The organism is Mesorhizobium sp. YM1C-6-2, assembly GCF_003666685.1.
Taxonomy (GTDB): domain Bacteria; phylum Pseudomonadota; class Alphaproteobacteria; order Rhizobiales; family Rhizobiaceae; genus Mesorhizobium_K.
This window is the reverse complement of sequence record NZ_RCIZ01000008.1, coordinates 30,493-46,678: the sequence shown is the minus strand read 5'-3', so window position 1 is coordinate 46,678 and position 16,186 is coordinate 30,493. Positions and strand designations below refer to the sequence as shown.

The 16,186-nt window shown below is 62.3% G+C and carries 7 protein-coding genes; 2 read left to right on the top strand and 5 right to left on the bottom strand.

What is annotated here, in order from left to right:
- The first annotated feature begins 76 nt into the window (after positions 1-76).
- Positions 77-598, top strand: coding sequence for a hypothetical protein (locus D8676_RS19000; RefSeq protein WP_183097163.1), 522 nt, complete (start codon positions 77-79; stop codon positions 596-598).
- Positions 599-607: 9 nt separating this feature from the next.
- On the opposite strand, the gene D8676_RS18995 is transcribed toward D8676_RS19000, so the two are convergent.
- From D8676_RS18995 to D8676_RS18975, 5 genes are all read right to left on the bottom strand, one after another.
- A complete protein-coding gene (locus D8676_RS18995; RefSeq protein WP_183097162.1) occupies positions 608-2,485 on the bottom strand; it encodes an adenylate/guanylate cyclase domain-containing protein in 1,878 nt (625 codons plus the stop codon).
- Positions 2,486-2,570: 85 nt separating this feature from the next.
- Positions 2,571-3,389, bottom strand: a complete 819-nt coding sequence (locus D8676_RS18990) for a TorF family putative porin (RefSeq protein WP_121582670.1) — start codon at positions 3,387-3,389, stop codon at positions 2,571-2,573.
- Between the two features lie 79 nt (positions 3,390-3,468).
- The gene (locus D8676_RS18985) at positions 3,469-3,852 is read right to left on the bottom strand and encodes an S-adenosylmethionine decarboxylase (protein ID WP_121582669.1); all 384 of its coding nucleotides are present in this window, start codon (positions 3,850-3,852) and stop codon (positions 3,469-3,471) included.
- A 347-nt stretch (positions 3,853-4,199) separates the two neighbouring features.
- The gene (locus D8676_RS18980) at positions 4,200-4,868 is read right to left on the bottom strand and encodes a response regulator transcription factor (protein WP_121582668.1); all 669 of its coding nucleotides are present in this window, start codon (positions 4,866-4,868) and stop codon (positions 4,200-4,202) included.
- Between the two features lie 82 nt (positions 4,869-4,950).
- Positions 4,951-6,399 carry an ATP-binding protein gene (locus D8676_RS18975; RefSeq protein ID WP_183097161.1) on the bottom strand — a complete coding sequence of 483 codons (1,449 nt, stop codon included), beginning with the start codon at positions 6,397-6,399 and terminating at the stop codon, positions 4,951-4,953.
- Between the two features lie 179 nt (positions 6,400-6,578).
- Between D8676_RS18975 and D8676_RS27405 the strand changes: the two genes are divergently transcribed.
- On the top strand, positions 6,579-16,136 hold the full coding sequence (locus D8676_RS27405) for a peroxidase family protein (protein ID WP_183097160.1): 9,558 nt from the start codon (positions 6,579-6,581) through the stop codon (positions 16,134-16,136).
- Positions 16,137-16,186 lie beyond the last annotated feature (50 nt).

The window sequence follows — 16,186 nt, the reverse complement described above, 5'->3', positions numbered from 1 at the left end:
AAATACCGGGATTGGTGAATACGCACAATTGGGATATGCTTTTTAGCGGGCCTCCTCACGTCTTGGGATGATGCCAATGCAGGTGCCGTCGCAACGCGCCGATCACGCCGCAATCATTCGGGAATTCTACGACTACATCGTCGCCTTCGTCGAAGGGCCAAGGCCTGAATTCGGCAACTTGCCGATCTGCCCTTTCGCCAAAAGGGCGCGACTTGAGGGACGGATGAGGATCGAGGTCCTGGAACTGGGTACGGACTCGATCGCATCCCGGCTCCAATGCTTCGAAGACGATCCCACGCTGGACCTGCTCCTCCTTGTCCATCCGGACACGGGGACACTTTCTTGTCCTGAGGTCTACGGAATTGCGCAAGAGTTGAACCGGTTGCTGTCCGCCCGGAATCTGCTGGCTCTGGCGGGCCATCCTGCCGACCCGTTCAACATAGACGGACTCCACACGAGGAGGGACCCGTACCCAAACATCCAACTTCTCCGCGGCGACGTGGCCGAGAGAGCCTACAAGAGCCTCGAGAAATCGGCCTATTATGACCGATGGTCCGAAGAAAACTTCCGGGATATCGTCCCCGTTGCTTCCGACTGAACGGGGGCGCTACTCCGGCAGTCCTGCCGACCGGAGAGCGCTGGCATAACGGTCAGCAGCTTCCTTGGTTTGGTACGGCGACCGCTCGAGAACGTCCTTGATCGAGAAGGAAGGGTCGAGCGCGAGAATTTTCTGGACGACCTTGTGGGCCTCCTCGAGATTGCCGACTTTTGGGTCGGCATATGCCGCGGCCAGCGACGGCATGACCCAAAGCTGTTCCTCCGAACCTTCGGATTTCAAGGCGGTCTTGAGCGTTTCGATAGCTTTCTCGGGCATGTCGGCCTCTTCGTACGCCCAGCCGAGGTATTCGAGATACCAGGTTTCGTGGAAGGGATTGAGTCGGATCGCCTGCTCGACCTGCTCTACGGCCTTTGCGGCCTGGCTGGTGTAGATAAGGACGTTCGCCATCTCCGCCAGCAGTTCCGCGTCGTACGGGTTAAGGCCCCTGGCCCTTTGGTAGCTTGCAAGCGCCTTCTCCTGCTGCCTGCTGTACAGATAGGCCCAGCCGAGCGCCCAGTGCCCCTTGTAGTCTGTATTGTCCAGGCTGACTGCTTTCGCTGCCGCCTCCATCATAAGGTTTAAGGTTCCCTCATAATCCTCGGTCCAGCCGAAGTCGTAGTCGGAAGAATACGTCCACGCCAGTCCGGTATAGGCGTACGCGTAGTTGCCGTCCGCCGCGATGGCCTTCTGGAAATAGTCCCTTGCAAGAGTGTTGTTGGTCTGGGCGAATTTGTGCCATTCGAACCAGCCTTTCATCAGGTTGTCATACGCGGAGAAGTTTTTCGGGTTCTTTGTCGCCAGCCGGGCAGTTTCGGCGCCGGCAAGCTTTCCGAACGTTCCCATGACCGTTGCGGCAACGGCACGCGTTATGTCGTCGCGAATGTCGAAGATGCTGCCGACACGGCGGTCATAGCGTTCCGCCCACACGTGGCGGCCCGAAACTGCATCGATGAGCTGCGCGGTGACCCTGACATCCTGATCGGAGCGCTGGATCGAGCCCTCGACGACGTAATAAACGCCGAGTTCCTTGCCTACCTGCCTGATGTCGGTCGGTTTGCCTTGGTAGGCAAAAGTCGAGTTCCGTGCAACGACATCTAGGTCGGGAAACTTGGCGAGACCGGTGATCAGCTCTTCCGTGACGCCGTCGGCCAGGTACTGGTGCTCGTTGGTGGCGCTCATGTCGTCGAAGGGCATCACCGCGATCGAGGGTCTGGCGGTTTCTCTCCTGTCCGGCACGCCGATCCACGCGGTCACCGGCTCCGGGAGACGCAAGACGCCCAGCAATGCGGCACCCCCGAACACGATGCCGGCGGCGGCGACACCCAAGATCAGGGCGCGCTTCAAAGTAATCCTCGCGGGCGGGACGGGCGGGACAGGCGTTTCCACAATCCGGTATACCCGCACCGGGTCGGCGATATTCTTCAGTTTGACCTCTCCGATGTCCTCGAACACTATCTCGACGATCTTGCGGACCTGGTCGTACACCGATTGGGATACGCACACGCCGCCCGGTTTGGCCAATTGCTGGAGGCGGGCGGCAAGGTTCACGCCCGTGCCGTACATGCCGCCGTCTTCGACGATGATGTCGCCGAGACTGACGCCGATGCGGAATTCCATCCGCTCTTCGTCCTTCAGTTCCCGGTTCAGGTTGGCAATTTCATGCTGGATGTCGACCGCGCACCGAATGGCTTCGACGATGCTGGGAAACTCGGCCATCACGCAGTCGCCTGCGCGGTTGAAAACACGGCCACTATGGGCCGCGATCTTCTCTTCCACGACCCCGCAATATGACTGCAGGGTCATCATGGCCGTCTCGTCGTTCCGCTCGGTGAGGTGGGTGTAGCCCACGACATCTGCGGCGAGAATTGCTGCGAGCCGACGCTCCATCGACGGTTGCGCCCGAAGAGTTGACGACATCATTCTATAAGAATTGCCGATTTCAAACCAGACCGGGCCGCCGACGCCAGCGTCTTCAGGGGTTTTCCTCTTTGCCCCTGTCCGCCAATGCGGACCAGCTAGTGTCGAACGAAAGTTCCATAACGAACCTGGCGCCGCAAGCGTCCTCAAGGCCGCTGACGGACAAACATCCCTCGTCCGTCAGATCCGTGTCGGAATAGTAGGCCGCGAGCGTAACGGCCTCCTCCCAGGTATACGACAAGCCGGCCTTCCAGCTCAGGTAGTTGGACATGTTCTCGTCCTGAAAGAACTGATAGCCGACCGCAGCCGACAGCGCGAACTCGTCCGACAGGTGGATGTCGCCGACACCTTCGAGATAGGTCGCGGTCGTGCCGCTTTGATAAATGTCGGGAGCGTAAAACGCTTCGGCACCAATCGAAAAATCAGCGAACCTGTATTTCAGCTTTCCGAATATTTCGCCGTAGTCCGGAGTGATCTCTTCGGGGGAATAGAAATAGTGGATGTACCCTGCATCGAACCAGAGCGGATCGTCGGTGTACCATCGCTTGAGCCCGCCGGAAACGTCGATCTCAGCGCCCCGGAACCCTTCCCCGAAGTCCACGTTCGATGACCAGACGTTCAGATATGCCCACCCGAAACCCGGCTCGATGTAGCCTTGGATGGCAGGCCCCGAGTCGGAATTGCTGACGCCGCGCGAAACATAGTCATTCGTCGCAGTGATGCCGATCAAGATGTCGAAGGCAGCCTTGGAGGCGGTTTCCCCGGCCGCGCCCTCCTCGGGATCGGCCGCTGCCGGGCCCAGCGACAGGCATGTTACTACGGTTCCGGCAAAGAAGAGCCGGACACCGCACCGTAGACAGGACAAATCCCCCATCGGAACACCAGTGCCCCAGCGCCTTCTGGTATCATGCCAAGTCGAAACCAGACTGTCAAATAAGACAAAGCAAAGCGCGCTAGTTTCGGATAAGCAGCGTCGATTTCACAACACTTCCACTGAAGAAAGTCCTGCAAAATTCTTGGGCAACACCCTCGTCGAAGTCCTTGCAGGAGAAGATGTTCACGTAGACGCGCCCCAGCATGTCAAGAGCATGGACCGTAATGCTGCTGGTCGAGATGAACTGGACCGCCGACGTTCCCGTCACCATGGGATCCGTCCAACGTTCGCCTGGCGGAACACCATGGTCATCCCACCAGGCGAGTTTGCACCGCTGCATGTCGATCAGATCGCAAAGCTCCCGGAAAAAGCGCTTAAGAAGCCGCCGATTGAAGGTTCTGGGATTACAGTCGGACAGATCGAGTATCAGCTCCTTGCCGTAGGTTCCGGATGGCTGTTCCATCGTCCTCTCCCTCCCGCGTCAACCGAATGGCCGGATCCCCTGCAAATATCACGGGCGGTGCGAAAGAGCGATAACTCAAGGAGTTTGCTAGCTTCTAGTGCGTTCAGACATCATCCTGACGCAACGGGGCGTGGCTGCATTCAGCCTCTTGGAAATGCATCGTCCTGGGGAAACTGCTGGAAGCCTAACCGCGGAGGTTGTTTGGGATGTCTGCTTTCGGTTGGCGGGAAGCTTATCCGCAGGTCCGATATGGGGGCGCTTTCCTGACCGGCGGCTAAGGAGCCGTAAAGCAGACCGGCAACTTCAGACGGCGGCGTGTCTAAAAGCCCACTTTCATTGGCTTTCGGTCAGTTCAACAGTCCGATCCGCTCGAGGTCACGGCTCGGGGCGCTTGCGAGCGGCATTCCTCTCGCCGCCATCACCAGTCCAACACGATTGCGGACCTTCAGCTTCTGCATGAGCAGGCTCATGTAGTTCTTGATGGTCTTTTCGCTGAGATGCAGTTCCTCCGCCATCTCCCGATTAGTACGGCTTTCAAGCAGCAGGGCAACTATCTGCTCTTCTCTTGCACTCAGCTTGATCTTGGCTCCCTGAGGACTGGTAAGGGCGGCAATCACCTTTGTAGCAAAGCCCTTGGTGATATACGTCTCACCGGCCATAACGGCGTCGATGGCTTCCGTCAGGCTCTCAAGCGAGCTTCCCTTGAGCACATATCCACTGGCCCCGGCCTGCAATGCATCGATCGCGTGGTTGATGCCGGATGATGCCGTGAAGACGATGATCTTGATTTCCGGCGCCAGATTTCGCATCCGCCTTATACACTCGAAGGCGTTGCCTGGCATGTTCAGGTCAAGAATTACGATGTCGGGCTTATGAGTTACTGCAATATCCAATGCAATTTCGCAGCAACCGCCAGTGGCCACGACCTTATAGCCGTTGCGGCGGGCAAATATGGCCCTCAAGCCCTCCAACAATGTTGGATGATCATCTACAAACGCAACTGATACGGCCTGCATTTCGACGAACTCCCCAGCCCGAAACGCACTACAATTTTAGGCCGATTGACCGCCGAATGCAATAAACATTGTTAAGTGCTGGTTAATGTGCCGGTCTGTTGTGTGGCATCTCTGCATCTTCTGCTGGCCTTCCTGGCGACGCTTTCTCGCGCGAAAACGTGGCGCCAGCCCGCTCTATCGGCAGCGAAACGCGGACATCCGTCCCCGTTTCCGTCTTGTCGATTTCCAGCGTGCCCCCAAAAGCCTGGACCCGGTTGCGAATGCCTTTGTGGCCGAGCTTTGTATGTTGCGTTTGGCTACTAATCTCCATGGCGAACTGTGCGCCCTGGTCGCTGATCTTCAATTTCAGGGAGTTTTCCCGAACGCCTGCCTCGACGCGCTGCCCTATGCCGCCGGCGTGCCGGAAAGCATTGGTCAGAGATTCCTGCACGATGCGGTAAATGCAGATCTTCATCGCCTCGGGCAGAACGCCCGGGAGTTCTCCCAGATCGGTGCTGACCCGGGTGGCCGTCATGCTCTCATGCCGGCTGCAAGCCAGCTCGATCACCGCGCGTGGGGTGAGCTCGTCGAGTTCGGGCAGGAGGAGGCCGGTCGACAGATGGCGCAACTCGTCGATCGATCCGGCAAGCGTGTTGCGCGCCTCATCCAGGTAGGTAGACACGTCGTCCTTCCGCTTTTGCCGTCGGCTCCAGATGCCGGCGATCTCGTCGAGCCGAAACCGGGCGAGCGTCAGGACCTGGATGGGTCCGTCATGGATGTCGGAGCCAATTCGTCCGAGCAGTTCCTCGTTCGCCTCGTTTGCGGAGAGCCTGAGTTGCTCGTTCTGGGCCGCCATGTTCTGTGCCTCGGCGATGCGTGTCCTCAACTCCGAGCGTTGCATTGCGATCGTGTAGCTGCCGCGACGGACGATGACATACAGGAATGCGAGCATCAGGAGCGTGGTCAGGCAGACGACGATCCACGTCATGAACTGGCTGGATTTGAGTTGGGCGGCCAGTTCCTCCGCATCCTCGTAGATCTCGCCGACGGCGACGACCGTCTTGGTGCCGGCCTTGTAGAGCGGTGCGTAGACCTCGATCAGCGACTTGTTCAGGCTTTGCTCGTAAGCGCTCTCGGAACTGACCATGTCCTCGAATTCGGAGACAATGCGGCCGGACGCCGCCTTCGCCACATCACTGGAAACGAAATGCTGCCCGATGATGTCCTTCGCCATATTGGTGTAGATCACGACCCCGTCCGGCCGCCAGATCTTCACCGAAACAATGCTCCTGGTAACGGGCGTGCCAACGAAAAGCTGGTCGAGGCGCTGTTGATTCTCGATCGGCATGGTGCCGTCGGGGAGGAGGTTCTGCACCTCCGCCTCAAGGAAGCTGATCATGAATTGCGATCCACCTTCGCCCGAGGTGACCAGCACGCTTCGGGTGATGCGGTGCGTGACCCATGTCCCCAGAACGGCCATCGAGATGCAGAGCACCAGCGCTGCCGTGATCAGAAACTGGGTCGAGAGGCTGAGCTTGTCGCGCCAGTTCATCGCAAGACCTTCAGTCTTTCCGATGGGGTGCCAAAAGTCCCGAAATAGAAACTGACCAAGGTCGCAAAGATCGTCCGACTTCCTCACGCTGACAGACCAAGCTTTCGAGCGACATAATCTGACCATCCGCAGTTTTGTGAACGACGATCCGATCGTTCCGATTTTTGGAGGGTGTTCAAATGGCTGTCAAACTTAATCAGCACGACCTCGAGTTCATCCTCAAGCAGATCAAGATCGCCGAGGCGAACTCGACCGCGCATGCGGGCGAAGACGCCGTTCCGCTGCTCCACGTCAGGATCGACGGCGACGGCAACTACGGCGCGGAGGGCACGCTTGCCATCTCGCAGCCGCATCTGCCCTACGGCCTGCGGACGGTGGATGGCAGCTACAACAACCTGATCCCGGGCCGCGAACTGTGGGGCGCGTCCGACCAGATCATGCCGAGAATGCTGCAGCCTAACTGGGTGAGCGAGCAGGACGAAGGCACGGTCGACATCAATGGTCCGGTTGCGCCCGGGGGTGTAGTCGATAACACCGACTACGGGATCGGCGGAAATCCGGCAAACCCGGCGCTTCCGGGATCGAACGGCGGCCACACCGGCAACGTGATCGATTCCGACCCGCGCATCATCTCGAACCTGATCGTCGATCAAACGCTGAAAAACCCCGCCGCCATCATGGCAGCGCTGAAATATGCCGAGTACGACGGTGACGTGCTGGCGGCGGTCAACGCCATTCAGGAACTCTACCAAACTTACCTGGCCAACATCGCCGGACCCGTGGCCACCGCGCTTGCGGCTCTGGCACCCGGGGCCACCGCTGCGGAAAAGAAAGCTGCGATCGACGGCGTCGCCGAACCCTTCAAGGCCGTTCTCGACGCGGCTCTCGTCGCTGACTACGGCATCGAGATGGACGGCAACAGCATCGTGCTGCCGAACGTCGCCCCGGACGAGGGCTTGTCGGCGCCGTTCAACGGCTGGATGACCTTTTTCGGCCAGTTCTTCGATCACGGTCTCGACCTCATCCACAAGGGCGACAACGGCACCATCTTCGTGCCGCTGGCAGAAGACGACCCGCTCCGCACGCACGGTCCTGACGGCATCGCCGGCAGCGGAGACGAAGTGCCGCCCCACTTGGCCTTCATGGCGCTGACCCGGCTGAAGCCGGAGGCTGGTCCCGGTGCGGACGGGGTGCTCGGCACCGCCGACGACACGATGGAGGCCAAGAACAAGACCACGCCTTTCGTGGACCAGAACCAGACCTACACCTCACATCCTTCGCATCAGGTGTTCTTGCGCGAATACACGATGGTGGACGGCAAGCCGATGGCCACCGGACACCTGCTCGACGGCGTCAATGGCGGCCTCGCCACCTGGGCGGACGTCAAGACCCAGGCCGAGGAGAAGCTGGGCATCGTCCTGAGCGACATCGACGTCCTCGGCGTGCCGCTGATCCTCACCGATGCCTATGGCGAATTCATCCGCGGGCCGGACGGCTTCCCGCAGGTCGTCTACAACATCGGTCCGGACCTGATCCCGAACACCGCCGACGACCTCACGGTCAGCGCCACGCCGGGAAATCCGATCGTGCTCGCCGACATCAATGGCGGACTGGGGCCCGTCCGCACGGCGCACCAATTCCTCGACGACATCGCCCACAATGCGAACCCGGTGGGTACCGTCAACGGCCAGCCCGCGATCCTGCAGCCCGACATCAACACCGAGACCGATCCGCTCGGCAATCCCATTCCGAACAATCCGGATCTGGCGCCTGCCTACGACAACGAGCTTCTCGACAAGCACTTCATCACCGGCGACGGGCGCGGCAACGAGAACATCGGCCTGACCACCGTGCATCACGTGTTCCACGCCGAGCACAACCGGCAGGTCGATTCGGTCAAGAAGCAGATTCTCGAAATCGCCTCGAGCGGGCTCGACGCCGACATCGCCTTCCTGAACGAATGGCTGCTGGTCGATGTCGAGACGGTGCCCGCTGATCCATCCACGCTACAGTGGGACGGCGAGCGGCTGTTCCAGGTCGGGCGTTTCTCGACCGAGATGCAGTATCAGCACCTGGTCTTCGAGGAGTTCGGCCGCAAGGTCCAGCCAAACATCGACCTCTTCGTCTTCAACACGATCACCGACGTGAACCCTGGGATCTTCGCCGAGTTCGCGCACACGGTCTACCGGTTCGGCCATTCCATGCTGACCGACCACCTCAAGCTGCTGCCGCTCAACGAGGCCGGCAATCCGGTGGACGCCGACGGCAACGAAATCGACATCGCTGACTGGGGTATCGATGTCGGGCTGATCGAGGCCTTCCTCAACCCCGTCATGTATGACGACAATGGCGGCATTTCCGCCGAACAGGCGGCGGGAGCCATCGCCCGCGGCATGACCTACGTGCATGGCAACGCGATCGACGAATTCGTGGTCGAGTCGCTGCGCAACAACCTCCTCGGCCTGCCGCTCGATCTCGCGGCGATCAACATCGCACGCGGCCGGGACGCCGGCGTGCCCTCGCTCAACGAGGCCAGGGAACAGCTCTACGCGGCAAGCAACTCCACCTGGCTCAAGCCCTATGAGAGCTGGGCCGACTTCGCCGCCAACCTCAAGACGCCGGCCTCCATCATCAACTTCATCGCCGCCTATGGCGAGCACCCGCTGATACTGGCTGCCGACACGCTGGAGGAGAAGCGCGACGCGGCGATGACGCTGCTCGGCTTCGGCGGGTCGGAGACGGAAGAGGCGGTTGCGATTGCGAACGGAACGTTCGAAGAGCCTCCCGCCGGAACCGTCATCGTTGATCCGCTCGGGGATTATACGACGTCGGCGCCGGACGGCTGGACGCTGACCGGCACAGGCGGCCTCTTTACCCCGGCGCCGAGTGTGGTGGATTCGGCCGGCCTCACGGGACCCAGCGTCGCCTGGCTGAGCGCGAATGCGATCCTTTCGCAGGCGGCAGGCACACTTGAGGAGGGCGCCAGCTATCGCCTGACGATCGACATCGCAGACCGCTACGATATGGATGCAGGCTGGCCTGGCGGCGAGGCGCGGCTGGTGGACGAGAATGGCAACGTATTGGCTTCGGCGCCGCTGGGCGCGCCCGACGCCGACGGCGGCTGGTCCACCGTCACGCTCCAGACTGGAACGATCTCCAACGCTCAGAACGGCCTCGGCCTTCGCATCGAAATCGTCCATGGCGGCGGCAGCGGCGACCAGATACTGGTCGATGACGTTCGCCTGGATGTGCTGCGGCCGACCGCAGCGCCGGCCGACAGGCTGGATTTCCTCAACGGCACCGGCGCATGGGCCAACAAGGAGACCGGTCTCAACAATGTCGACCTCTGGATCGGCGGCCTGGCTGAGCGGGTCATGCCGTTCGGCGGCATGCTCGGTTCCACGTTCAACGCCGTGTTCGAACTGCAGATGGAGAACCTGCAGGAAGGCGACCGCTTCTACTATCTGTCGCGGACGCAGGGCCTCAACCTGCTCAATGAACTCGAGAACAATGCCTTCGCGAAGATGATCATGGCCAACACCGACCTGGTGCAGCCTGGTCCGGACGGCATTCGCGGCACCGAGGACGACATCGTCACCCATCACATCGGCCTCGATTCCTTCGCCAAATATGACGGCGTTCTCGAGGTCGACCCCGATGCACAAATCGCAGCCGACAATGCCTGGGGCGCCAACGATCCGTTCCTCGAGGCGCTTCGCGCGAAAGTGCAGCGCGATGATCCGAGCACGGCCGGGGCGGACGCCAACTACCTGCGCTTCACCGGCGGCGAGCACATGGTGATGGGCGGCACGGATGGCGACGACACGATCATCGGCGGCGACGGCGACGACGGCATCTGGGGTGGCGACGGCGACGACCGCATCGAGAGCGGCCACGGCGTGGACCTCGTCAGCGGCGGCGCGGGCGACGACATCATCACCGACAGCGGCGACACCGGCGACTTCATCAAGGGCGAGAGCGGCGATGACGTCATTGCCAACTCCAACGGCCTCGACGTGCTGATGGGCGGCGACGGCAAGGATGTCTTCCTGGTCGGCGTCGACGCCACCGAGGTCTTCGGCGGCGAGGGCGACGACTTCATGCTCGGCGGCCTCGACCACGACTTCCTGCTTGGCAACGAGGGCGACGACTGGATGGAGGGCGGCGACGGCTTCGACGTCCTCAACGGCGACAATTCGGAACTGTTCTTCAACTCGACGATCCTCGGCCATGACGTGCTGATCGCCGGCGAGAACGAGAACGATTTCGACGCCGAGTCCGGCGACGACATCATGGTCCAGGGCGAAAGCGTCATGCGCAACGAGGGCATGTTCGGCTTCGACTGGGCCATCTACAAGGGGAGCGCGGTGGCGGCCGACGCCGACATGCGCATCCCGATCTTCACCACCGTCGCCGACGATATCCTGCGCGACCGTTTCGACCAGACCGAAGCGCTGTCGGGCTGGGACCACAACGACATCCTTCGCGGCGACGACCGTGGCCAGAACGAGGAGATCGAGGTCGAGCTGCAGCTGCACGAGAACCACTATCTCAGCCAGGCCGGCGTCAACCGCATCGACGGGCTGCGTGAACTGCTCGGCCTTGCCGAATACACGAATACCGATCCGAACGTCGATCTCGAGAAGGAGGTCGCCTGGACAGCCGGCAACTTGCTGATCGGCGGCGACGGCAGCGATCTTATCGAGGGCCGTGGCGGCGACGACTTCATCCACGGCGATGCGTGGCTGAACGTGCGCATCCGCATCGTGGGCGTCGACGGCGCCGGCAATGCGCTGGAGAACAACGCTGCCAACGAGATCGCCACGGTGGACACGCTGAAGCACGTCTTCCAGGCGACCGACGTGGACAGCGACGGGACTCCCATCCCGGCCGCCTGGGTCGGCAAGTCGCTCAGCGAGCTTCTGCTCGGCCGGGTGATCAAGCCGAGCCAGATGCACATCCAGCGCGAGATCAAATACGACGAGGATCCCAGCAACGATACCGACACGGCCATCTTCGCGGGCAACCGCGACTGGTATGAGATCACCCATGTCGGCGACAAGACCTTTGTCGCGCGGCGTGAGATGGAGGAAGTCGACCCGCAGGTCAGCGAAGGCACCGACACGCTGGTGGGCATTGAGCGCATCCTGTTCGCGGACGGCATCTACACCATCCGCGAGACCGGCAACCACGATCCGTCGGGGCGGCTGACGATCGAAGGGCTGCCTGCCCGGGAAGGCGTATCGCTGACCGTCAATGCGGCTGCGATCCGCGACCTCAACAACCCTGATGGAACGGTCGATCCCGCCACGATAACCTTCCGCTGGCAGATCGAGCGCAACGACGGGACCGGCGACTACATCAACATCCCGGGGGTGTCGGGCAACACCTTTACGCCCGGAGACGATCATGTCGGGCTGCGGATCCGCGTGCTCGGCACCTATCAGGACGCCGGCGGCGTGATCGAGATCGTCACTTCGCAGCCGACCGACGTCGTGCTTGGCGAGAATGATGCGCCCACCGGGGCCGTTCTCATCAGCGACATGACGCCGACCGAGGGCCGCGAACTGACGGCGACGGCCGCCTTCAACGATCCGGACGGCATCACGGACGCCTTCGAGGAAGGGCTGCTCACCTATAGATGGCAGTCTTCCGGTTCGACGCTCGGTCCGTGGGTGGACGTTCCTGCCGAGGATGGCGGAAACGCCCGCAGCTTCGTGCCTGGACCGGAACTGGTCGGCCGATATCTCCGCATGGTCATCGACTACACCGATGACGGCGGCACCCAGGAGACAGTGGTCTCCGCGGTGACCCAGATCGTCGGCAACTACATCGATCTCAATCTGCCGGTTATCGACGCCGACAACGGCGACGGCGACGGCACCGACGCCGCCAATGGCGGCATCACCAACGGCGGCACCACCGTCGGCGACGATTGGGTCGTGGCCGGCGCCGGCAACAATGCCATATCGGGCGGCGATGGCGATGACGCGCTGTATGGCGGCGCTGGCGAAGACGAACTCGACGGCGGCGAGGGCGACGACACGCTTGACGGCGGCTTCGACGACGACGTGGTCAATGGCGGCGACGGCAATGACATCATCATCCATGGCAACGGGCATGGCTCCGATGCCATCGACGGCGGCGACGGCCTGGATACGCTGCGGATCACCGGGAGCAGCCCCGGCGCGAACGACCAGGTCCAGATCACGCTGGCTGGGGGGCTAATCACAGAAATCAACAGTTCCACCACAGTCGCCAGTGTCGAGGCCGCCGAACTCCGCCTCGACCACGGGACCGACACGCTGATCTACGACACGGATGAGAATGTCTCGGTCAACCTGCTCTCGGGCGCGGCGACGGGATTCTCGTTTACCCGTGGCGTCGAGAACGTCACCTCCGGTTCCGGCAATGATGCGCTTACCGGCAACAGCCTGGCCAATGTGCTGGATGGCGGCGCCGGCAATGACGACCTGCGCGGCGGCTTCGACAACGACACGCTGCGGGGTGGCGAGGGCAACGACCAGCTCTGGGGCGAACAAGGCGACGACCTGCTGGAGGGCGGTGCTGGCAACGACCGCATCGACGGCGGCGCGGGCAACGATACCGCGTCCTATGCGAACGCCGCGGGACCGGTGACGGTTTCGCTGTCGGGCCAGGGCGGCAACGCTCCGTTCGAGGAACAGGACACACTCGGTGCAGGCATCGACCGGCTGATCGATATCGAGAACCTCGTCGGCAGCGCCTCGGGCGACCACCTGACCGGCGACGGCGACGACAACCGCATCGACGGCGGCGCCGGTGCGGATACGATGGTGGGCCTTGGCGGCGACGACACCTACGTGGTTGACGATGCCGGCGATGTCGTGACGGAAGCGCTCAATGGAGGCAGCGACACGATCGTCGCCAATGTCGAGAACCTGACGCTGGCCGACAATGTCGAGAACCTGGTGCTGGGTGACGGGATTGCCGCCGGCAACGGCAACGGCCTCGACAACAGCCTCACCGGAAACGCTGGCAACAACATCCTGGACGGTGGCCTCGGCAACGACACGATCGTGCTGGCCGGGTCAATACAGGACTACACGTTCACCTATGTCGACGCGAACACGACGACTGTGCAAAGCACCGCCGGCGGCACCGACACGCTGATCAGCGTTGAGCGCGCCTCCATCGGCAGTGTCGTCTACAATCTCGTACGCGGTGACAATGCCGTGAATGCGGCGCTGAACGGAACGGCTACGGCCGATCTTGTCCTCGGCTTCGACAGCAACGATACGATGCGGGGCGGGAACGGCGACGATATCTTGGTCGGCGGGCTTGGCAACGATTCGATGGGCGGCGGCGCCGGAAACGACACCTATGTCGTTACGCAAGCCGGTGACTTCGTTACTGAGGATCCGACCGTGGTGCCGGGCAGCGGCGGCATCGACACGATCGTCTCCACGGTCAGCCGCAATCTCGGCGCCGCGGGGCAGGTCGCCGGCAACGTCGAGAATCTGACGCTTGTCGGAACCGCCGATATCAACGGCACCGGCAATGGCCTCGACAACGTGCTGATCGGCAATTCCGGGGTCAATACGCTCGGTGGCGGCGCTGGCTCGGACACCCTCATCGGCAACGAGGGGGCCGATACTCTCAACGGCGGTGGAGCCAACGATGAGCTCGAAGGCGGCGCCGGCGATGACACGCTCAACGGCGGCGCCGGCAACGCGGACGTCGCAGTCTTCTCCGGGCCGGCCGGTAACTACACCTTCGGTCTCACGGGCGGGGCGCTCGCCACGGTGACGGATATCGTCGGGAACGAGGGTACCGATACGCTGAGCGGCATCGAGCGGCTCCGTTTCGGCCAGGGTGGTGAAGATCTCGTCATCGTCACCAATGCCGGGCTGGTCGACGAAAACACGGCGTCCATCGTCTTCGGCACCGATGGCGACGACGACATCGTCGGCGGCCATGAAGGCGACGTCATCATAGGCGGATTGGGCAACGACACGCTCAGCGGCTATGATGTGGGCACCGCCGACGACGACGTGGTGCCGCCGCAGAACGATGACGACGTGTTCATCTGGCGCGCCAATGCGGCAGGCACCGAGACCGATGGCTTCGACATCATCAACGGCGGCGGTGAAGGAGCGGCGGGCGATCTCTTCCAGGTCGTCGGCAACGACGAGGCCGAAACCTACCGCATCTACACCGAGGAAGAGGCGGTGGCCCGGGGGATCGCCATCCAGGGCGAAGAACCCGAGATCTTCGTCACCCGCCAGGTCGGCGACGGCCCCGAGGTGGTGATCGCCGAACTGATCGAGATCGAAGAGATCGTGATCAACGGCAACGGGGTGAGCGGCAGCGGCAGTCTCGGCGGCGGCGACACCGTGGAGATGTACGGCAACTTCGATACCACGACCAGCCTGAGGCCGAACACGATCACCATCCTGGGCACGGAGGGCGATGACACCGTCAATCTCACGTCGCTTCTCTCGGAGCACCGCATCGTGTTCAAGACCCGCGGCGGCAACGACACCATCATCGGCACGCTGAGGCCGCAGGATGTGATCGAGTTGCCGGACGGCGCGACGATCGCCGACTACGCCGTCACGATCGACGAGGAGACGGGCCTGACGAAGCTGGTGGGCGACGGTCACTCGCTGACCTTCGTCGCTCCGCATGGCATGCCCAATTTCAGCTCGGGCCACCATGACGAAGATGACGAGGAGGAGGAAGACGACGACAACAATGTCGGGAATCCTCCCGTCGACGACGACCAGTCGTCGGAAGACGACGATGACACCGACGAAACCGACGAAGGCGACGACCAGGACGACGAGGAGGACGAGGACGACACTGGTATCGTCTCGCCCGGATCCATCACTGGAACGCCGGTTGCCGATGCCCTGCTCGGCACCACATCGAGCGATGCCATCATAGCGCTGGCTGGCGATGACGTGCTGCGCGGCGAGGGCGGCGACGACTTCCTGTCGGGCGGCGAGGGCCGGGACATGGCCTTTGGCGGCGGCGGCAACGACGACATCCTCGGCGGGGCAGGCGCTGACATGCTTTACGGCGACGGCGGCTCGGACCGTATCTTCGGTGACGAAGGCGACGACCTGATCGATGCCGGCACGGGCAACGACCACGTACAGGGCGGAGCCGGCAACGACACCATCCTGGCCATGGCTGGCGATGGCGACGACACCTACTGGGGCGACGGCATGTCGGCATCCTGCGGCGACGGCGTGGACACGCTCGACATGTCGGCGATCACCGCCAACATCACCGCCGACCTCGGCACCGGTGCTGGCGGGCGTGGCAGCGCGACATCGAGCCAGTCGGGGTCGGATGCGCTCTGGGGCATCGAGAACATCGTGACGGGCTCGGGCAACGACGTGATCACCGCCAGCAGCGCCGCCAACGTCATCGATGCCGGAACCGGCAACGATACGTTCCGCTTCCTGTCGGCGGCGGATGCCGACGGCGATACGATCATGGGCTTCCAGCCAGGCGATCGAATCGACCTTTCGGGCATCGATGCCGACATCGGCTCGGCCAACCACCAGTTCACGCTGGTCACCGGCTCCGGCTTCAATGCCGCTGGGGCCCTGAGGGTCACCCACGAGAGCTGGCAGGGCCAGGACTACACATTGGTGGAGGGCAATACGAATGGCGGCAACGACGCCGAGTTCACGGTCAAGATCAAGGGCCACCACACTCTGACGGCCAGCGATTTCGACCTGTGATTTGAACAGGCGGGCCGGTCGCGACAGCCGGCCCGCCTGAGCCGACGCCG

Excerpts from the sequence above, each read along its gene's own strand:
- D8676_RS18980 (WP_121582668.1), bottom strand. The coding sequence starts at position 4,868 with ATGCAGGCCGTATCAGTTGCGTTTGTAGATGATCATCCAACATTGTTG.
- D8676_RS18975 (WP_183097161.1), bottom strand. The coding sequence starts at position 6,399 with ATGAACTGGCGCGACAAGCTCAGCCTCTCGACCCAGTTTCTGATCACG.
- D8676_RS18990 (WP_121582670.1), bottom strand. The coding sequence starts at position 3,389 with ATGGGGGATTTGTCCTGTCTACGGTGCGGTGTCCGGCTCTTCTTTGCC.
- D8676_RS19000 (WP_183097163.1), top strand. The coding sequence starts at position 77 with ATGCAGGTGCCGTCGCAACGCGCCGATCACGCCGCAATCATTCGGGAA.
- D8676_RS18985 (WP_121582669.1), bottom strand. The coding sequence starts at position 3,852 with ATGGAACAGCCATCCGGAACCTACGGCAAGGAGCTGATACTCGATCTG.
- D8676_RS18995 (WP_183097162.1), bottom strand. The coding sequence starts at position 2,485 with ATGGAGCGTCGGCTCGCAGCAATTCTCGCCGCAGATGTCGTGGGCTAC.
- D8676_RS27405 (WP_183097160.1), top strand. The coding sequence starts at position 6,579 with ATGGCTGTCAAACTTAATCAGCACGACCTCGAGTTCATCCTCAAGCAG.